The organism is uncultured Roseobacter sp., assembly GCF_947493125.1.
Lineage (GTDB): Bacteria > Pseudomonadota > Alphaproteobacteria > Rhodobacterales > Rhodobacteraceae > Roseobacter.
Genome location: NZ_CANLQB010000006.1, coordinates 28,654 through 47,186, shown reverse-complemented (window position 1 = coordinate 47,186; position 18,533 = coordinate 28,654). Strand labels below are relative to the sequence as shown.

Below are 18,533 nucleotides of genomic sequence, written 5' to 3'. Positions count from 1 at the left end.
CACAAGATGGCTTGACCATGCGGCATGCCTGCGCATACCGTCGCCACATCCCGCCCGGGAGAACCGGCTGCAAAGCCGGTGCCGAAGGAGCAACCGCCCCGGAAACTCTCAGGCCACCGGACCGTGTGGGACAAAACACTCTGGAGAGAGGTGCCCCACGCGGTGCCCGCCGAAGGGATAACGATCTCAGGCGAAAAGACAGAGGGGGCATCTTGAGCGTGCGGGCGCACGCGAGATGCCGGATGCCATCATGCACACCCGGCTGGAAAGAGAGGCCGGATGAGTGATTTGGCGATCACGCCGCTGTATGATCTGCATGTGGAACTGAGGGCCAAGATGGTGCCCTTTGCCGGCTATTCGATGCCGGTGCAGTACCCGATGGGGGTGCTGAAGGAGCATCTGCACACGCGATCAGCGGCCGGGTTGTTTGATGTGAGCCATATGGGGCAGGTGATGCTGTCGGGTCCGTCCTGGGAGGCGGTGGCTTTGGCGTTTGAGCGGCTTGTGCCGATGGATGTGCTGGGGCTGGCGGACGGGCGGCAGCGCTATGGGCTTTTCACCAATGAGGCGGGCGGGATCGAGGATGATCTGATGTTCGCGCGGCGGGGCGAGGAGCTGTTCGTTGTGGTGAATGCGGCCTGCAAGGCGGCGGATATTGCGCGGATGCGCGCGGGTCTGCCGGAGGAGATCATCGTGACGGAACTGGCGGATCGGGCACTGATCGCGCTGCAGGGCCCAGGGGTGGCGGCCGTGGTCGAAGATCTGGACCCCCGGGCTGCCGAAATGCGCTTCATGGATGTGGCGGATCTGAGCCTCTGCGGTCATGCGGTCTGGGCCTCGCGGTCGGGCTACACGGGCGAGGACGGCTTCGAGATATCAGTGGCCGCCGATGAGGCGGAGACGCTGGTGCGGTCGCTGCTGGAGCAACGCGATGTGGCGCCGATTGGGCTCGGTGCCCGGGACTCGCTGCGGCTGGAGGCGGGGCTGTGTCTTTACGGGCACGACATTGATTCCGAGATTGGGCCGGTGGAGGCCGGGCTGACCTGGGCGATCCAGAAGGTGCGCCGGGCCGGTGGCGCGCGCGCGGGGGGCTATCCGGGGGCGGATGTGATCGACCAGCTGTTTGAGCAGGGCGCGGCGCGGCGGCGCGTTGGGTTGCGGCCTGAGGGGCGCGCACCGATGAGGGAGGGCGTGCAGCTTTATGATGCCGCAGAGGGCGGTGCGCAGATCGGCAACGTCACCTCGGGCGGCTATGGCCCGTCGGTCGAAGGGCCGGTCGCCATGGGTTATGTGACGAGGCCCCAGGCCGAAGTGGGTACGCGGGTCTGGGGCGAGGTGCGGGGCAAGCGGTTGCCGGTGGATGTGGTGCCGCTGCCCTTCGTGCCAGCCAATTTCAAGAGATGAGCAACAGGAGACAGGTATGAAATTCACGGAAGAACATGAGTGGTTGCGCGAGGAAGATGGCGTGATGGTGGTGGGCATCACGACCCATGCGGCGGAGCAATTGGGCGATGTGGTTTTCATCGAGCTGCCCGAGGAGGGCACCACGGTGAGCAAGGACGACGAGGTGGTCGTGATCGAGAGTGTGAAGGCGGCCAGCGACATCCTGGCGCCCGTGGATGGCGAGATCGTCGAGGTGAATAGCGCTTTGGCTGACAATCCGGGTGCGGTGAATGACGACCCGCAGGGCGAGGCGTGGTTTTTCAAGATGAGCGTCAGCGATGCCGGTCAGATGGACGAGTTCATGGATGAAGCGGCGTATCAGCAATTCATCGCCTGAGCGGGTTCGTGAGCTTGGGGATTTTGAGTATTTGGGGAAGAATGAAGCGCAGGTCTGCGCAAGGAGCGAAGTGATGGTCTATAAGCCAACCGAGTATTTGCCGTATGATTTTGCCAACCGGCGCCACATCGGGCCCTCGCCTGCGGAGATGGCGGAGATGCTGGAGGTTGTGGGGGTGTCCTCGCTGGAGGCGCTGATCGACGACACGTTGCCTGCGGGCATTCGGCAGGCGGCGCCGCTCGATTTTGGCAAGGCGATGTCGGAGCGCGAGGTGCTGGAGCATCTGCGCAAGGTGGGGGCAAAGAACCGGGTGCTGACCTCGCTCATCGGGCAGGGCTATCACGGAACGGTCACGCCGCCGGCGATCCAGCGGAATATTCTGGAGAACCCGGCGTGGTACACGGCCTATACGCCCTATCAGCCCGAGATTTCGCAGGGGCGTCTGGAGGCGCTGTTGAATTTCCAGACGATGGTCTGCGATCTGACGGGGTTGGAGATTGCGAACGCGTCCTTGCTCGATGAGGCGACGGCCTGTGCGGAAGCCATGACCATGGCGCAGCGGGTGGCGACGTCGAAGGCCCGCGCGTTCTTTGTGGACCGCGATTGCCATCCGCAGAACATTGCCGTGATGCAGACGCGGGCCGCACCTTTGGGGATCGAGGTGATTGTCGGGAACCCGGCGAAGATGGATGCCTCTGCCGTGTTCGGTGCGATCTTCCAGTATCCGGGCACCTACGGGCATGTGCATGACTTCACCGACCATATGGCCGCGCTGCATGCGCAGGGCGCGATTGGCGTGGTGTCTGCCGATCCTTTGGCGCTGACGCTCTTGAAGGAACCCGGGGCCATGGGCGCGGATATCGCCGTGGGCTCGACCCAGCGGTTTGGGGTGCCGGAGGGCTATGGCGGGCCCCATGCGGCCTATATAGCCTGTCGGGATGCGATGAAGCGCGCGATGCCGGGGCGGATTGTGGGTGTGTCGGTCGATGCAAATGGCAACCGGGCGTATCGGTTGTCGCTCCAGACGCGGGAGCAGCACATCCGGCGGGAGAAGGCGACCTCGAATGTCTGCACCGCGCAGGCTTTGCTGGCGGTGATGGCGTCGATGTATGCGGTGTTTCACGGGCCGGAGGGGCTCAAGGCGATCGCGCAGCGTATTCACCGCAAGACCGTGCGGCTGGCCAAGGGGCTGGAGGCGGCGGGCTTCAAGGTGGACCCGAAGGCCTGTTTCGACACGATCACGGTGGATGTGGGGCCGTTGCAGGCGGCGGTGCTGAAATCGGCGGTGGACGAGGGGATCAACCTGCGGGCTGTGGGCGAGTACCGGGTCGGGATCACGCTGGATGAGCGCTGTAAGCCTGCGACGCTGGAAGCCGTGTGGCGCGCGTTCGGGATTGACCGCAAGGATGCGGATTTCAAGCCGGACTACCGCTTCCCGGAAGAGATGCTGCGGACGTCCGACTACCTGACCCACCCGATCTTTCACATGAACCGGGCCGAGACCGAGATGATGCGCTATATGCGGCGGCTCGCGGATCGGGACCTGGCGCTGGACCGGGCGATGATCCCGCTGGGGTCCTGCACGATGAAGCTGAATTCCGCCGCCGAGATGATGCCGGTGAGCTGGCGCGAGTTCTCGCTGATCCACCCTTATGCGCCCGGCGATCAGGCGGAGGGCTATGCGGAGATGATCGCCGATCTGAGTGCGAAGCTCTGTGACATCACCGGCTATGATGCGATCTCGATGCAGCCGAATTCGGGCGCGCAGGGGGAGTATGCGGGGCTGCTGACGATTGCGGGCTATCACGCGGCGCAGGGTCAGGGGCATCGCAACATCTGTCTCATTCCGATGAGTGCGCATGGCACGAACCCGGCCTCGGCGCAGATGGTGGGGTGGAAGGTCGTCGTCGTCAAATCAGCCGCGAATGGCGATATCGATCTCGATGATTTCCGCGCCAAGGCGGAGCAGCATTCGGAGAACCTGGCGGGCTGCATGATCACCTATCCCTCGACCCATGGCGTGTTCGAGGAGACGGTGACGGAGGTGACGCGCATCACCCACGCCCACGGCGGGCAGGTCTATATCGATGGGGCGAACATGAACGCGATGGTGGGGCTGAGCCGCCCCGGCGATCTGGGTGGGGATGTGAGCCATCTCAATCTGCACAAGACCTTTTGCATTCCGCATGGCGGGGGTGGCCCCGGCATGGGGCCGATCGGGGTGAAGGCGCATCTGGTGCCGCATCTGCCCGGTGAGCCGAATGGCGGGGAGGGGGCCGTGTCGGCGGCGCCCTTTGGCTCGCCGTCGTTGTTGCCGATTTCCTGGGCTTACTGTCTGATGATGGGCGGTGAGGGGCTGACACAGGCGACGCGGGTGGCGATCCTGAATGCGAATTACATCGCCCGGCGCTTGGACGGGGCCTATGACGTGCTTTACAAGGGGCCCACGGGGCGGGTGGCGCATGAGTGCATCCTCGATGTGCGGCCCTTTGCCGAGAGCGCCGGCATCACCGTGGAGGATATCGCCAAACGGCTGATCGATTGTGGCTTCCACGCGCCGACGATGAGCTGGCCGGTGGCGGGGACGCTGATGGTGGAGCCGACGGAGAGTGAGACCAAGGCGGAGCTGGACCGCTTCTGCGATGCGATGCTGGCGATCCGGGCGGAGATCGCGGCGGTGGAAGCGGGCGAGATGGACGCGGAGAACAACCCGCTGAAACATGCGCCGCACACGGTTGAGGACCTGGTGGGGGACTGGGAGCGGCCTTACACGCGCGACGAAGGATGCTTCCCGCCTGGCGCCTTCCGCGTGGACAAATACTGGCCGCCGGTGAACCGGGTCGACAATGTCTATGGCGACCGGCATCTGGTCTGCACCTGCCCGCCGATGGAGGAGTATGCCGAGGCGGCGGAGTAGGGCATCTGAGACAGAGAAACGGGGAGCGGCTCTTCCAACCCCTCCCCGCTTAAGAAGCATTTTGCTCCTCCTGGCGCGGTGACCGGTGCCCCCACCTTCGCCGCAAAATCTCTTTTGCATAGGTGGAGTTAACATCCGGTTTTCAGCGCGGTGACGTCTATTCGCGGGCGCGCAGCACCTGGGCGGGTTTGGCGTTGATCGGGGCCCAGGCAAAGGCAAGGCCCGCCAAGAGCGTGGCCAAGGCGCCGCCGAGGATGATCCCGAGTGCAGAGGACCACATGACCGAGAAGTCGGTGTCCATGATGAAATGGCTGACCGCCCAGCCGCCCGCGATACCGGCGGCCAGCGCCACCACGCCCGCGCAGAGGCCCAGCAGCGCCGAGCGCAGGGCAAAGCTCATCAGGATGCTGCGGCGACTGGCGCCGAGGGTCTTCAGCACGGCGGCCTCGTAGACCCGCGCGTTGGTGCCAGCGGCGGCAGCGCCGATCAGGACGAGGAACCCGGTGAGTAGGGTCGCCGCGGCCCCGTAGGATGTGGCAGCGGCCAGTCCGGCAAGCACATCGGCCACGCGGTCTATGGCGTCGCGCACGCGCACGGCGGTGATGTTGGGGAATTGGCCTGCGAGGTCGCGCAGGATTTGCGCTTCGGCCGCTTCCTCGGCGTAGACGGTCGAGATGAAGCTGTGCGGGGCGCCTGACAGCGCGCCCGGGTTCATGGCGAGGATGAAGCCGATGCCCGCGGTGGAGAAATCGACCTCGCGGAAGCTGGCGATGGTGCCTGTGATGTCGCGCCCGAGGATGTTCACGGTCATCTCATCGCCGATCTGCAGGCCCATTTCGGTGGCTTCCTCAGCAGCGAAGCTGATCAGCGGCGGCCCGGCATAGTCCGGCGCCCACCAGTCACCGGCGGTCAGCCGGGTGTTCTCGGGCATGGCTTGGGAGTAGGTCACACCGCGGTCGCCCTGCAGCACCCAGTGATCACCTGCCACCTCACGCGCGGGCTGGCCGTTGATCTTCGTGATGATGCCGCGCAGCATCGGGGCGGATTGCACGCGCTCGACCGATGGGTCGGTGGTCAGTCGCTGGGTGAAGCCTGCCATTTGATCTTTCTGGATGTCGACGAAGAAATAGGAGGGCGCCACGTCGGGCAGGTTGCCGGTGATCGCGTTGCGCAGGTTGCCGTCGATCTGGCCGACGGCGGCGAGCACGGAGAGGCCGAGGCCCAGGGACAGGACCACCGATGTGGCGCCTTCGCGCGGCCCGGAGATGGCGGCCAGCGCCCACCTGGCGCGGGGCTTGCCCCGCGCCAGGTGGGCGCCCCGGCGCGAGAGGTGACGGATGAGCAGGGCGGCGCCCGCGAGCAGCAGGAGCGCGCCGCAGATGCCGCCCGCGGTCCAGAAGGTCAGCCACCAGGTGCCCGAGAACCAACCCGCGAGACCCAGCAGCAGCGCAAGCGCCAGTGCGGTGGCCGCAAGGTAGCGCGCGGCGGGCAGCGCGCGGGCGGATTGCAGCGCATCACGAAAGAGCGTGGCGGGTTTGATCTCCTCGGCGCGGGCGAGCGGCCAGAGGGTGAAGAGGAAAGCGGTGAGCAGCCCGTAGATCGCGGCCTCGATCAGCGGCGCGGGGTAGAGCGCGAAGGCCGCGGGGATCGGCAGGCGCGCTTCGATGAGCGGCGCGAAGATCAATGGCGCGAGCCCGCCGAGCAACACGCCAATGGCGATGCCGCAGAGCGACAGCGCGCCGATCTGCAGGAAATAGGTTTGGAAGATCACCGCCCGCGTGGCCCCGAGCGTGCGCAGGGTGGCGATCACGTTGGTCTTGCCCGCGAGGTAGGCGCGCACGGCGGAGGATACCCCGACGCCCCCCACCGCGAGGCCGGAGAGGCCCACGAGGATCAGGAAGGCCCCGAGCCGGTCGACGAATTCCGACACACCGGGCGCGCCGTTGCGGGCATCGGTCCACCGCAGGCCGGTGGCCTCAAAGCGGCTGCGCGCCTCTGCGGCCAGGGTGGCCAAGTCCGCCTCGGGCGGTAGGTCGAGACGGTATTTGGTGGAGAAGAGCGTGCCGGGGGCGAGCAGTTGCGAGTTTTCGAGGCTGGGGGTGGTCACGATGGTGCGGGGCCCGAGAGCGAAGCCGCCCGCGGCGCTGTCGGGCTCGCGGGTGAGTTCGGCGCTGAGACGGAAGTCTTGTGTGCCGAGGCGAAAGCGGTCGCCGATGGAGAGGCCGAGCCGGTCGATCAGCACGCGTTCCATCACCGCGCCGGGGAGGCCCTCTTCGATCGCGAGGGCCTGATCGAGCGGGATGTCCGGAGTGAGCTCGACCGCGCCGATCAGCGGATAGGCGGTGTCGATGGCCTTGATCTGGGTGAGACCGCGCTCGGCAGTGTCGCCCTCCCCCACCACGGCCATGGAGCGGAAATCGACGATCTCCGAGACGGCGTCGGCGACGTCTTCCATCCAGGCGCGCTCCTCGTCGGTGGCGAAGCGGTAGGTGAAATCCATCTCGGCATCGCCGCCCAGAAGGGCTGCGCCTTCACGGGCAAGCCCGGCTTCGATGCCGGAGCGGACGGAGCCGACGGCGGCAATGGCGGCGACCCCAAGCGCGAGGCAGGCGAGGAAGATGCGGAAGCCGCGCAGACCGCCGCGCAGCTCGCGCCGGGCAAAGCGGGCGGCCAGCGCAAGGCTCATTCCGCCGCGCGCTCCAGCGGGACCACGCGGCCATCGCCCAAGCGGATGACCCGGTCGCAGCGGGCGGCGAGGCTCTGGCTGTGGGTCACGAGCACCAGTGTCGCGCCATGGCGGTCGCGCAGGCCGAAGAGCAGGTCGATGATCGCCGCGCCATTGGCGCCGTCGAGGTTGCCCGTCGGCTCATCGGCAAGCAGGATGTCCGGGCGCGGGGCGGAGGCGCGGGCAAGTGCCACGCGCTGCTGCTCGCCACCGGACATCTGGCTGGGGTAGTGACCCGTGCGATGCGCCAGACCGACCTCCGCCAGTTCGGCCTCGGCTTTGGCGAAGGCGTCGGCGTCCCCGGCCAGTTCCAGCGGGGTGGCGACGTTCTCCAGCGCCGTCATCGTCGGGATCAGGTGAAAGGACTGGAAGACCACGCCCATGTGGTCGCGCCGGAAGCGGGCCAGCTGGTCTTCGGACATCTGCGTGAGGTCGTACCCCAGAGCGGTGACGGTGCCGGAGGTGGCGCGCTCCAGCCCGCCCATCAGCATCAGCAGCGAGGATTTGCCGGACCCGGAAGGACCGATCAGCCCGAGGCTTTCCCCCGTCTGGACCTCCATCGAGATGCCGTGCAGGATATCGACCCGGCCGGCATTGCCATCGAGCGACAAAGTCGCATCTTGGAGAGAGAAGACGGGGTCGGACATGCGCAAGCTCACCTTTTCGGCGGTATACGTGTGGCATATGGAGGCTGGATCAAGATGCACAAGGTTGTGATGGCTGTGGCCCTGCTGTGGCCCGTGGCGGGCACGGCGGAGGATGTGGTGATTGCGGCCTTGGGCGACAGCCTTACGCAGGGCTACGGGCTGATCGAGGCCGAGGGATTTGTGCCGCAGCTGCAAGGCTGGCTGGAGGATCAGGGCGCAGAGGTGCAGCTGATCAATGCGGGTGTGTCGGGCGACACCACGGCGGGGGGGCTGAGCCGGGCCGCCTGGACGCTGACGCCTGAGGTGGATGCGATGATCGTCGCACTGGGGGGCAATGACCTGCTGCGCGGGATCGACCCGGGGGTGAGCCGGTCCAACCTCGAAGGCATCCTGCAGGCGGCGCAGTCGGCGGAGGTCGACGTGCTGCTGGTGGGGATGCAGGCGCCGGGGAACTATGGCCCTGAGTTCAAGGCGGCGTTTGACGCGATGTATCCGGAGCTGGCGGAGGCCTATGGTGCCGTCTATGCGCCGAGTTTCTTCGAAGGATTGGGCGAGGCGGCCAGTGATCCGGCGGCGGCTGTGCCCTTCATGCAGCCCGATGGCATCCACCCGAGTGCGGAGGGGGTCGAACGGATCGTCGAGGGTCTGGGACCCTATGTGATGGACCTGATTGCGCGGACCGGCGACTAGGATGCCGGGGCGGTTCTTCCTGACCTCGCCCATGGCGGAGCTGGCCTCGGCTGTAGGGCAGGACCCGCAGCCGGTGGTGGATGAGCCGCCGCGCCGCAACGTGGCACCCGGGGAGGCCATCGTGGTTTTGACGGAGGAGGGCCTCACGCGGATGCGCTGGGGCATCATCCCGGTGGGCCGCGTGAACGCGCGAGGCCGTCCGGTGATGGAAACCATCGTGAATGCGCGCAGCGAGACCGTCTTTGACAAATCCGCGTTCACTGGCACGGGGCGGGCGGTGGTGCCGATGAACGGTTGGTACGAATGGACAGGCGAGACACGGCGCAAGACGGCGTGGCGGATTGCGCCGAGGGCGGGCGGCCTGCTGTTCTTCGCGGCGATCACGGATCGGTGGCAGGGGCCGGGGGGCATCGAAGTCGATCAGGTGGCGACGCTGACCTGTGCGCCCTCGGGCGATGTGGTGGACATCCACCACCGCATGGGTGTGATCCTAGAGCCCGAGACCATTCCACTGTGGCTGACCGAAGCGGAGGAGGCGGTGACGCCGCTGCTCACGCCGTGGCCGGACGGCCGGCTCAAGGTCGAACAGGCCGGGGATGTGGATTGGGACGCGCCCTGAGGCCCGGTGCGGGGTTGCATATTTTCGGAACAATGATGAGGCAGGGTGCTCCGCGGTCCCGGGTGCCCTGGTGGGAGGCGGATGCGCCTTGACGGCACAAAAAACGGGCACCGCGGCGCCCGTTTGCAAATTGGTTCGTATGCCTGAGATCAGGCGAGTGCGAGGTTGCCTGCGCTTTCGCGGCCGTCACGGCCCGCTTCCACGTCGAAGGTGACCTTCTGGTTGTCGGCCAGACCTGTCAGGCCTGCGCGTTCAACGGCAGAAATATGCACAAAGATGTCTTTGCCGCCGCCATCGGGGGCGATAAAGCCGTAGCCTTTTGTGGTGTTAAACCATTTCACGGTGCCAGTGGCCATTCCCCGTGTCTCCTATGTAGTGCTGCCCGCAACATGCGGCAGCTTGGCTCGGTCGAAAGCAGATCGAATGACTGGCCGAAAGGAGCAGTGGTCGATAGTTTGTCGCGTCGCTCTTTTCATATCGGGGCTCGGTGGGTCAAAAGCAAGTCATATTCTGATGACAGCGCTTACGTCGAAAAGGTCGGCAGATTCCCGCCAGCCGTGTATTGCACAATAATTCATCACAGCGTTTTGCAGGTCGCACGAAATAATTTTTACCAGTTGATAAAAAAATTATTCCGTGTCAGCGTTTCGGAAATGAAGAAGCCAGAATGGGGTCAAACCATGTCCAGCGACGCATTTACACCCGGCATCGTTCCGGGCCGGATGGCAGACGAGGTCTATGCCGAACGGTTCTCCGACCTGCATCCGCGGCTCGATGATCATGAGGCGCTGGTGGCTGCCGACCGGTGCTATTTCTGCCATGATGCGCCCTGCGTCACGGCCTGCCCGACGGATATCGATATCCCGCTGTTCATCCGGCAGATCGCAACGGGCACGCCGGATGCGGCGGCCAAGACGATCCTGAGCCAGAACATCATGGGCGGCATGTGTGCGCGGGTCTGTCCGACGGAGCAGCTCTGTGAAGAGGCCTGCGTGCGCGAGATGGCCGAGGGCAAGCCGGTGCTGATCGGCCAGCTCCAGCGTTATGCCACGGATCATCTTCAGGAGCAGGGCATCCATCCTTTCTCCCGCGCTGCGGTCACCGGCAAGTCGGTGGCCGTGGTGGGCGCGGGGCCTGCGGGGCTGTCCTGTGCCCATCGGTTGGCGATGCTGGGGCATGACGTGGTGGTCTATGATGCCGCGCCCAAGGCGGGCGGGCTGAACGAATACGGCATTGCGACCTACAAGACCGTGGACGGGTATGCGCAATCTGAGGTGGATTGGCTGTTGAAAATCGGCGGTATCACGATCGAATATGACAAGCCTCTGGGTGGCGATATGACGCTGCAGAGCCTGCGGGACGCCCATGATGCGGTGTTTCTGGCGATTGGCCTGGGCGGCGTGAACGCGCTGGAGGCCGAGGGCGCCGACAAGGACGGCGTGCTGGACGCGGTCGATTTCATCGCCGACCTGCGGCAGGCTGAGGATTTCGCGCAGGTGCCCGTGGGGCGTGATGTGGTGGTGATCGGCGGCGGTATGACGGCGGTGGATGCCGCGGTGCAGGCCAAACTGCTGGGGGCGCTGAATGTGACGCTCGTGTATCGGCGCGGACGTGACCGGATGAATGCGAGTGTGTTCGAGCAGGATCTGGCGGCGAGCAAGGGGGTGCGGATTGTAACCCACGCGGTGCCGAGGGCGGTCATCGGCAATGGAGCGGTGCGCGAGATCGAGTTTGACTATGTGGACGCCGCGATGCAGCCCACCGGGCAGAGCTTGAGGTTGGCGGCGGATCAGGTGTTCCGTGCGATTGGTCAGACCTTGGTGGGCGACGGGCTGCCCGAGCTTGACGGGCGCAAGATCAAGGTCACCGGGGCCGGGCGCACGTCGATGGAGGGCGTCTGGGGCGGGGGCGACTGCGCGGCGGGTGGTGACGACCTGACCGTCACGGCGGTGGCCGAGGGGCGCGATGCGGCGATGGATATTCACGAGGCACTGACAGGGGCGGCCTGAGCCGCATCCGACGGAGGACCCAAAATGGCTGATCTGACAAGTGAGTTTGTGGGCATCAAGAGCCCGAACCCGTTCTGGCTGGCCTCGGCGCCGCCGACGGACAAGGAATACAACGTGCGCCGCGCCTTCGAGGCAGGCTGGGGGGGCGTGGTTTGGAAGACGCTCGGACTCGACCCGCATGTGGTGAACGTGAATGGGCCGCGCTATGGCGCGGTTTATGGAGCCGACCGGCGGCTCCTGGGGCTCAACAACATCGAGTTGATCACCGACCGGCCACTGCAGACCAATCTGGATGAGATCAAGGTCGTGAAGCGCGACTATCCGGACCGGGCGATGATCGTGTCGCTGATGGTGCCCTGCGAAGAGGAGCCCTGGAAGTTCATCCTGCCGCTGGTGGAAGACACCGGCGCGGATGGGGTGGAGCTGAACTTCGGCTGCCCGCACGGGATGAGCGAGCGCGGCATGGGCTCCGCAGTCGGGCAGGTGCCCGAGTACATCGAGATGGTCACGCGCTGGGTCAAGGCCAATACGCGCATGCCGGTGATCGTGAAGCTGACGCCGAACATCACGGACATCCGCAAGCCCGCCGAGGCGGCAATGAAGGGCGGCGCGGATGCGGTCAGCCTGATCAATACGATCAACTCGATCACGTCGGTCGATCTGGATTTGTTCGCTCCCGAGCCGACGATTGATGGAAAGGGCGCGCATGGCGGCTATTGCGGGCCTGCGGTGAAGCCGATTGCGCTGAACATGGTGGCGGAGATCGCGCGCGATCCAGGCTTGGGGCAAATCCCCATCTCAGGGATCGGCGGCATCACCACCTGGCGCGATGCGGCGGAGTTCATGGCGCTGGGTGCGGGGAATGTGCAGGTCTGCACCGCCGCTATGACCTACGGGTTCAAGATTGTGCAGGAGATGATCAGCGGGCTGAGCGACTACATGGACAGCAAGGGGCTGACCTCTGTCGATGAGATTGTGGGCCGTGCGGTGCCGAATGTAACGGACTGGCAGTATCTGAACCTGAATTACGTGGCTAAGGCGAAGATCAACCAGGACCTTTGCATCTCCTGCGGGCGCTGTTTTGCGGCCTGCGAGGACACATCCCACCAGGCGATTGCGATGTCCGAGGACCGCACCTTCACCGTGATTGACGAGGAATGCGTCGCCTGCAATCTCTGCGTCAACGTCTGCCCGGTGGAAGACTGCATCACCATGGAGGCGATGACGCCGGGCGCGGTGGACCCGCGCACGGGCAAAGTGGTCGAGCCGGACTATGCCAACTGGACCACACACCCGAACAACCCGGCGGCCAAGGCTGCGGAGTAGCGGCCTCAGGCGTCGTCACCCTGCAGGATCGGTGCGGTCGGGAGCGGGTTGGGCAGATCGACCTGTGGTTCGGCGGCTTTGGCGGCGGCCTCTGCGGCGGCAGCGGCTCGGTCTGCGGCGCGCTGTGCATCCTGCGCCTCTTGCAGCGCTTTCGACTCGGCGCGGATCTTGGCCTGCTGTTCGAGGAAGGCGTCGGGCACCTTGTTGTCCGCCTGTGCTTCGACCACCGACTTGGGCGACGCATCCACAGGGGGCATCGCCACGCGGCCCCGTTTCAGCAGCGCCGCGAGTTGTGCACCGCCCGTCCCCGTGCCATTGCCAGCGCCCTGGCCCGAGTGGTCCGACGACATGTTCGCGCCGTTGCCCGACGCGGATTTGGCAAGAGGCGCCATGTTGGCCAGCGCCGCGTTTTGCGCGTCGGTTTGGGCCGGGGCCACGGGCTGTGGCGCATATGGGGCGTTAAATGATATCGCACTCATGGTAAGCTCCAATCTTGATCACAGTCTGAAGCCGCCACCCGGGAACTATTAAGCCAATATGAATCCTAACGGGGTCTTAACGGCCTCGGGTTTCTGGCGCCAAGGTTACCGGGAGGTTAAGGGGTCAGCAGACGCGTAAACATCGTCCGCAGATACTGCCCTGCGCTTTCGTGTCCCTGCGGGTCGTCGCGCAGCAGCACACGTACCTGCGCGTCGAAGTCCGCATAATGCTGGGTGGTGGCCCAGATCGAGAAGATCAGGTGCCGGGGATCCACCGCGGCCAGCGCGCCCTGATCCATCCAAGCCTTTATCACTGAACATTTTTCATCGAAGAGCGGCTGTAGATCCGCAACCAGATGCGGCGCCATGCGGGGCGCGCCTTGCAGGATCTCACCGGCGAAAAGCCGGCTCTCGCGGGGCAGGTCGCGGGCCATGTCGAGCTTGCGCTGCACGTAGCCCAGGATCTCCTCCAGCGGGTCGCCTTTGGGATCAAGTGTTACCAGCGGGTCCAGCCAGGTCTCCATCAGCTGGTTCAGCAGCGTCAGGTGGATCTCTTCCTTGCCGTCGAAATAGTAAAGAATGTTCGGCTTGCTGAGCCCTGCGGCCTCGGCGATCTGGTCGAGGGTTGCGCCCCGGTAGCCGTGCTTGGAGAAGACATCGAGGGCGGCATCGAGAATGCGGCGGCGGTTGCGTTGCTGGATCCGGCTGGGCTTCTTCTCTACACCGTCGGGCAAGGGCGGTCTCCGCAAGGGGCTGCTGCAAAATTTGGCATTTCAGACTATGCAGATACACTCCCATGAGACCTGCGCAAAAGGAAGTCTTGACTTGGCATATCCTAGCCGCAATCGTGTCTTTACCAAATGGTAAAAATTGCCATAGGTCAACACCAGCACTGCCAGGAAGGACCCCAGCAATGCCCGCGCCCGGACAGAACCTGAAGATCAACCCCGACCGGCTCTGGGACAGCCTGATGGAGATGGCCAAGATCGGCCCTGGCGTGGCGGGGGGCAACAACCGCCAGACGCTCACGGATGAGGACGCCGAAGGCCGCGCGTTGTTTCAAAGCTGGTGCGAGGCGGCGGGTTGCGAGATGGGGCTCGACCAGATGGGCAATATGTTCGCGCGGCGCGAGGGGACCGACCCTGAGGCGCTGCCTGTCTACGTGGGCAGCCACCTCGACACGCAGCCGACCGGGGGCAAGTATGACGGGGTGCTGGGCGTGCTCGGGGGACTGGAGATCATCCGCACGCTGAACGATCTGGGCGTGAAGACCAGGCACCCGATTGTGGTGACGAATTTCACCAATGAGGAGGGCACGCGCTATGCGCCTGCGATGCTGTCCTCGGGCGTGTTTGCGGGCATTCACACGCAGGACTGGGCCTACGACCGGGTGGACGCGGAGGGCAAGAGCTTTGGCGATGAGCTAAAGCGCATTGGCTGGCGCGGTGAAGAAGAGGTGGGCGCGCGCAAGATGCACGCCTTCTTCGAGTTGCACATTGAGCAGGGGCCCATTCTGGAAGCGGAAAGCAAGGATATTGGTGTGGTCACCCATGGGCAGGGGTTGAGCTGGACCGAGGTGACGATCACCGGCAAGGACAGCCACACCGGGTCGACGCCGATGCCGATGCGCAAGAATGCGGGCCTCGGGATGGCGCGGGTGCTGGAGAAGGTTGACGAGATTGCCTGGTCACACGCGCCCCATGCGGTGGGGGCAGCCGGGCATATCGACGTCTATCCAAACTCGCGCAACGTGATCCCGGGCAAGGTTGTGTTCACCGTCGATTTCCGGTCGCCCGATCTGGCTGTAATCGAGGATATGGAGGCGCGGCTGCGTGTCGAGGGCCAGCGGGTGGCCGATGACATGGGGCTGGAGATTGCCTTTGAGAAGGTGGGCGGGTTCGATCCGGTGGCCTTTGACGAGGGCTGTGTGCGGGCCGTGCGCTCGGCGGCGGAGCGGTTGGGCTATTCCCATATGAACCTGATTTCCGGCGCGGGGCATGACGCCTGCTGGATCAACCGCGTCGCACCCACGGCCATGGTGATGTGTCCTTGCGTGGATGGCTTGAGTCACAACGAGGCGGAAGAGATTTCGAAGGAATGGGCCATGGCGGGGGCAGATGTGCTGCTGCACGCGGTTGTGGAGACAGCGGAGATTGTCGGGTGATCACGCCCGATCTGACTCTTGCGGAGCGGGTCTCGGCGCTGGTCGAGGCGGAGCTGACCGAAGCGATGGACGGCACCGACATGGATCTGCGCAAGACGGCCGAGATGATGCGCGAGGTGCTTTGCCCGCCGCGCAAGATGAAAGTGAACTTCTCCGGCGGAATCACGCAGGACTGCTGGAGCGTGACGCAGGGCGATGGCGATTACCGGGTGATGTATATGCCGGTTGCCGGGTATTTTTCGCTCTGCGTGGAGAGTGATTTTGGGCCTTTGGACATCGGCGTGCACGGGACGGCGCTGGGGTGTTTCGGGTCTGTCTGAGATGGGAGAGATGAGATGACCAAGGTGATCAAGGGCGGTCAGGTCTGCACGGCGGACCGGACCTGGACAGCGGACGTGCTGATCGAAGGGGAGATCATCAAGGAGATTGGTGAGGATCTTTCGGGCGATGAGTATATCGATGCGGAAGGGGCCTATGTGATCCCTGGCGGGATCGACCCGCATACGCATCTGGAGATGCCGTTCATGGGCACGACCGCCGCCGAGACCTTTGAGTCCGGCACCTGGGCGGCGGCGGTGGGTGGCACCACGATGGTGGTGGATTTCTGCCTGCCGGGCGCGGACGGCTCGATCAAGAACGCGATCAACGAATGGCATCGCAAGTCCGCGCCGCAGATCTGCTCTGACGTGGGCTATCACATGGCGATCACGGGCTGGAACGAGAATGTCTTCAACGAGATGAAGGACGCCGTGGAGATGGGCGTGAACTCCTTCAAGCACTTCATGGCCTACAAGGGCGCGCTGATGGTGGAGGATGACGAGATGTTCGCCTCGTTCCAGCGTTGTGCGGAACTGGGCGCGCTGCCTATGGTGCATGCGGAGAACGGGGATGTGGTGGCCGCTCTGCAGGAGAAGTATTTCAACGAGGGGATCACTGGACCGGAGGGGCACGCCTATTCGCGGCCACCCGAGGTGGAAGGTGAGGCTGCGAACCGGGCGATCATGATTGCCGATGCAGCGGGCGTGCCGCTTTATATTGTGCATGTGTCCTGCGAGCAGGCGCATGAGGCGATCCGGCGCGCGCGGCAGAAGGGCATGCGGGTCTATGGTGAGCCGCTGATCCAGTTCCTGACGCTGGATGAGAGCGAGTATTTCAACACCGACTGGGACCACGCGGCGCGGCGGGTGATGTCGCCCCCTTTCCGGTCGAAGGACCATCAGGACTCGCTTTGGGCCGGGCTACAGGCGGGATCGCTGCAGGTGGTGGCGACGGATCATGCGGCCTTCAACACCGAGCAGAAGCGCGCGGGGCGCAATGACTTCCGGATCATTCCCAACGGCTCGAACGGGCTGGAGGAACGCCTCGCCGTGCTCTGGACAGAAGGGGTGGAGACGGGGCGGCTGACGCCGAATGAGTTTGTCGCCTGCACCTCGACCAATGTGGCGAAGATCCTGAACATCTACCCGCGCAAGGGCGCGATTGTGGAAGGGGCGGATGCGGATATCGTGGTCTGGGATCCGAAGATCACCAAGACAATCTCGCCGTCGAACCACCATTCGGTTTTGGATTACAACGTCTTCGAGGGCTTCGAGGTGAAAGCGCAGAGCCGCTATACGCTGAACCGGGGCGAGGTGATTTGGGCCTGGGGGCAGAACTCGCAGCCGAACCCGGGGCGCGGGCGGTTCATCCCGCGGCCCGCCTTCCCGAGCGCGCACACGGCGTTGTCGAAGTGGAAAGCGCTGACCGCGCCGAAGATGATCGAGCGCGATCCGATGAATATTCCGGCGGGGATTTGATCGTTGCAGGCCATCCTGGTTGGCACCTTTCTGTTGATGGCCATGGGTTACTACGGTTGGTCGTTGGCGGCATGAAATTGATTGGGAAATGGTCTCCCAAAGTGGGTGTGGCGCTAGGGGTACTGGCTTCTTCGGCAATGTTGTATTGGGTAATCAATGGACACCTGATTTGCTCTCAAGAACCAGTCTATGTTCCTCCCCCAACAGGCGAGCATGGCGAAGGTATGATGATCTTTCCATGTGACGCTCCGACGGGCGGAATAGATAGGCTATTCATTTACGTGGTTGGTCCTCTGCTGACTGGGTTCTTGGCATTTAGTACATGGAAGCGCCTCAGCGCTCTAAAGAGTTGAAATGAGTTAATGATTCCAGAACGTTCACCAAGTGGCTCGATATTTTCCGAAGCGACTGCTGCGAGTCGCCCTGTGATCGAGGCGCAGAATCTCGATCTGACATTTCAGACGAACGATGGACCGGTGCATGCGCTGAAGGATGTCTCCTTGCAGATCGACAAGGGAGAGTTCGTCAGCTTCATCGGGCCGTCGGGCTGTGGGAAGACCACGTTTTTGCGCTGTATGGCGGATCTGGAGCATCCGACCGGGGGTGAGATCACCGTGAATGGGGTGTCGCCCGAGGCGGCGCGTAAGTCGCGGGCTTACGGCTATGTGTTTCAGGCAGCTGGGCTTTATCCCTGGCGGACGATTGGCGGGAACATCCGGTTGCCGCTGGAGATCATGGGGTATTCCAAAGCAGATCAGTCTGAGCGGGTCGCGCGCGTGCTGGAGCTGGTGGAGCTCTCCGGCTTTGAGAAGAAGTATCCGTGGCAGCTGTCGGGCGGCATGCAGCAGCGCGCGTCGATTGCGCGGGCGCTGGCGTTTGACGCGGATATTCTCTTGATGGACGAGCCCTTTGGGGCGCTCGATGAGATTGTGCGAGATCACCTGAACGAGCAGCTGCTGCACCTTTGGGCGCGGACACAGAAGACCATTGCCTTTGTCACGCATTCGATCCCGGAGGCGGTGTATCTCAGCACGAAGATCGTCGTGATGTCGCCGCGCCCGGGTCGGATTACGGATGTGATCGAGAGCCCGCTGCCGAAGGAACGGCCTTTGGACATCCGGGATAGCCCTGAGTTTCTGGAGGTGGCGCATCGTGTCCGGGAAGGGTTGCGCGCGGGGCATCTGGATGACTGAGTGGCGACCGACTGTTGATCGGCCCTCCGGGGGGAGTATTTGCCGGAGGGTGAAGCGGGAGGGGTGCAAGTGATCGCGCGGCTCATGTCCTTGGTGTTTGCATTGCTTGGTGCATTGGCGGCGCTGGTCTTCTTTGCCGCAGCGAGCGACTATCGCAATCTAGGCTGTTGGAAAATGCCCGCAAACCA

Annotated in this window: 16 protein-coding genes and 1 riboswitch; of the genes, 11 read left to right on the top strand and 5 right to left on the bottom strand. The window is 64.3% G+C overall.

Annotated features, from left to right (window positions below):
• Nucleotides 1-45: 45 nt before the first annotated feature.
• Nucleotides 46-134, top strand: a riboswitch (glycine riboswitch).
• Nucleotides 135-279: 145 nt separating this feature from the next.
• The 3 genes from gcvT to gcvP all read left to right on the top strand — a co-directional run bounded on the left by gcvT (nt 280) and on the right by gcvP (nt 4,697).
• On the top strand, nt 280-1,404 hold the full coding sequence (gene gcvT, locus Q1A71_RS13890) for a glycine cleavage system aminomethyltransferase GcvT (protein ID WP_299677202.1): 1,125 nt from the start codon (nt 280-282) through the stop codon (nt 1,402-1,404).
• A gap of 16 nt (nt 1,405-1,420) precedes the next feature.
• Nucleotides 1,421-1,780, top strand: a complete 360-nt coding sequence (gene gcvH, locus Q1A71_RS13885) for a glycine cleavage system protein GcvH (protein WP_299677199.1) — start codon at nt 1,421-1,423, stop codon at nt 1,778-1,780.
• 73 nt (nt 1,781-1,853) lie between these two features.
• A complete protein-coding gene (gene gcvP / locus Q1A71_RS13880) occupies nt 1,854-4,697 on the top strand; it encodes an aminomethyl-transferring glycine dehydrogenase (protein WP_299677196.1) in 2,844 nt (947 codons plus the stop codon).
• A gap of 157 nt (nt 4,698-4,854) precedes the next feature.
• On the opposite strand, the gene Q1A71_RS13875 is transcribed toward gcvP, so the two are convergent.
• Together Q1A71_RS13875 and Q1A71_RS13870 are read right to left on the bottom strand one after the other, a co-directional pair.
• Nucleotides 4,855-7,383: an FtsX-like permease family protein gene (locus Q1A71_RS13875; protein ID WP_299677193.1), complete on the bottom strand. Its 2,529-nt coding sequence runs from the start codon at nt 7,381-7,383 to the stop codon at nt 4,855-4,857.
• Entirely contained in the window at nt 7,380-8,069 is a 690-nt protein-coding gene (locus Q1A71_RS13870; RefSeq protein ID WP_299677190.1) for an ATP-binding cassette domain-containing protein, read from the bottom strand. The genes Q1A71_RS13875 and Q1A71_RS13870 overlap by 4 nt, the downstream gene beginning before the upstream one ends.
• 54 nt (nt 8,070-8,123) lie before the next feature.
• Here Q1A71_RS13870 and Q1A71_RS13865 point away from each other — a divergent pair, with 54 nt between their 5' ends.
• Both Q1A71_RS13865 and Q1A71_RS13860 read left to right on the top strand, forming a co-directional pair.
• Nucleotides 8,124-8,759, top strand: coding sequence for an arylesterase (locus Q1A71_RS13865; RefSeq protein WP_299677187.1), 636 nt, complete (start codon nt 8,124-8,126; stop codon nt 8,757-8,759).
• Nucleotide 8,760: 1 nt separating this feature from the next.
• A complete protein-coding gene (locus Q1A71_RS13860; RefSeq protein ID WP_299677184.1) occupies nt 8,761-9,378 on the top strand; it encodes an SOS response-associated peptidase in 618 nt (205 codons plus the stop codon).
• Between the two features lie 149 nt (nt 9,379-9,527).
• Here Q1A71_RS13860 and Q1A71_RS13855 read toward each other — a convergent pair whose 3' ends face one another.
• On the bottom strand, nt 9,528-9,734 hold the full coding sequence (locus Q1A71_RS13855; RefSeq protein WP_159977586.1) for a cold-shock protein: 207 nt from the start codon (nt 9,732-9,734) through the stop codon (nt 9,528-9,530).
• A 324-nt stretch (nt 9,735-10,058) separates the two neighbouring features.
• On the opposite strand from Q1A71_RS13855, the gene Q1A71_RS13850 reads away from it, so the two are divergent.
• A complete protein-coding gene (locus Q1A71_RS13850) occupies nt 10,059-11,387 on the top strand; it encodes an NAD(P)-dependent oxidoreductase (protein WP_299677181.1) in 1,329 nt (442 codons plus the stop codon).
• A 24-nt stretch (nt 11,388-11,411) separates the two neighbouring features.
• Nucleotides 11,412-12,713, top strand: a complete 1,302-nt coding sequence (gene preA, locus Q1A71_RS13845; protein ID WP_299677178.1) for an NAD-dependent dihydropyrimidine dehydrogenase subunit PreA — start codon at nt 11,412-11,414, stop codon at nt 12,711-12,713.
• Between the two features lie 5 nt (nt 12,714-12,718).
• On the opposite strand, the gene Q1A71_RS13840 is transcribed toward preA, so the two are convergent.
• A complete protein-coding gene (locus Q1A71_RS13840; protein ID WP_299677175.1) occupies nt 12,719-13,192 on the bottom strand; it encodes a hypothetical protein in 474 nt (157 codons plus the stop codon).
• A gap of 116 nt (nt 13,193-13,308) precedes the next feature.
• Nucleotides 13,309-13,926 (bottom strand): TetR family transcriptional regulator C-terminal domain-containing protein, encoded by a 618-nt coding sequence (locus Q1A71_RS13835; protein ID WP_299677172.1) that lies wholly within the window; start codon nt 13,924-13,926, stop codon nt 13,309-13,311.
• A 179-nt stretch (nt 13,927-14,105) separates the two neighbouring features.
• Between Q1A71_RS13835 and Q1A71_RS13830 the strand changes: the two genes are divergently transcribed.
• The 4 genes from Q1A71_RS13830 (at nt 14,106) to Q1A71_RS13815 (ending at nt 18,345) form a co-directional block, all read left to right on the top strand.
• Nucleotides 14,106-15,356 (top strand): Zn-dependent hydrolase, encoded by a 1,251-nt coding sequence (locus Q1A71_RS13830; protein WP_299677170.1) that lies wholly within the window; start codon nt 14,106-14,108, stop codon nt 15,354-15,356.
• On the top strand, nt 15,353-15,676 hold the full coding sequence (locus tag Q1A71_RS13825) for a hypothetical protein (RefSeq protein ID WP_299677168.1): 324 nt from the start codon (nt 15,353-15,355) through the stop codon (nt 15,674-15,676). The genes Q1A71_RS13830 and Q1A71_RS13825 overlap by 4 nt, the downstream gene beginning before the upstream one ends.
• 15 nt (nt 15,677-15,691) lie before the next feature.
• On the top strand, nt 15,692-17,152 hold the full coding sequence (gene hydA / locus Q1A71_RS13820; protein WP_299677166.1) for a dihydropyrimidinase: 1,461 nt from the start codon (nt 15,692-15,694) through the stop codon (nt 17,150-17,152).
• A gap of 362 nt (nt 17,153-17,514) precedes the next feature.
• Nucleotides 17,515-18,345, top strand: coding sequence for an ABC transporter ATP-binding protein (locus tag Q1A71_RS13815; RefSeq protein WP_299677163.1), 831 nt, complete (start codon nt 17,515-17,517; stop codon nt 18,343-18,345).
• Nucleotides 18,346-18,533 lie beyond the last annotated feature (188 nt).

Coding starts and splice junctions, on each gene's coding strand:
- gcvT (WP_299677202.1), top strand. CDS start 280: ATGAGTGATTTGGCGATCACGCCGCTGTATGATCTGCATGTGGAACTG.
- gcvH (WP_299677199.1), top strand. CDS start 1,421: ATGAAATTCACGGAAGAACATGAGTGGTTGCGCGAGGAAGATGGCGTG.
- gcvP (WP_299677196.1), top strand. CDS start 1,854: ATGGTCTATAAGCCAACCGAGTATTTGCCGTATGATTTTGCCAACCGG.
- Q1A71_RS13875 (WP_299677193.1), bottom strand. CDS start 7,383: ATGAGCCTTGCGCTGGCCGCCCGCTTTGCCCGGCGCGAGCTGCGCGGC.
- Q1A71_RS13870 (WP_299677190.1), bottom strand. CDS start 8,069: ATGTCCGACCCCGTCTTCTCTCTCCAAGATGCGACTTTGTCGCTCGAT.
- Q1A71_RS13865 (WP_299677187.1), top strand. CDS start 8,124: ATGCACAAGGTTGTGATGGCTGTGGCCCTGCTGTGGCCCGTGGCGGGC.
- Q1A71_RS13860 (WP_299677184.1), top strand. CDS start 8,761: ATGCCGGGGCGGTTCTTCCTGACCTCGCCCATGGCGGAGCTGGCCTCG.
- Q1A71_RS13855 (WP_159977586.1), bottom strand. CDS start 9,734: ATGGCCACTGGCACCGTGAAATGGTTTAACACCACAAAAGGCTACGGC.
- Q1A71_RS13850 (WP_299677181.1), top strand. CDS start 10,059: ATGTCCAGCGACGCATTTACACCCGGCATCGTTCCGGGCCGGATGGCA.
- preA (WP_299677178.1), top strand. CDS start 11,412: ATGGCTGATCTGACAAGTGAGTTTGTGGGCATCAAGAGCCCGAACCCG.
- Q1A71_RS13840 (WP_299677175.1), bottom strand. CDS start 13,192: ATGAGTGCGATATCATTTAACGCCCCATATGCGCCACAGCCCGTGGCC.
- Q1A71_RS13830 (WP_299677170.1), top strand. CDS start 14,106: ATGCCCGCGCCCGGACAGAACCTGAAGATCAACCCCGACCGGCTCTGG.
- hydA (WP_299677166.1), top strand. CDS start 15,692: ATGACCAAGGTGATCAAGGGCGGTCAGGTCTGCACGGCGGACCGGACC.
- Q1A71_RS13815 (WP_299677163.1), top strand. CDS start 17,515: ATGATTCCAGAACGTTCACCAAGTGGCTCGATATTTTCCGAAGCGACT.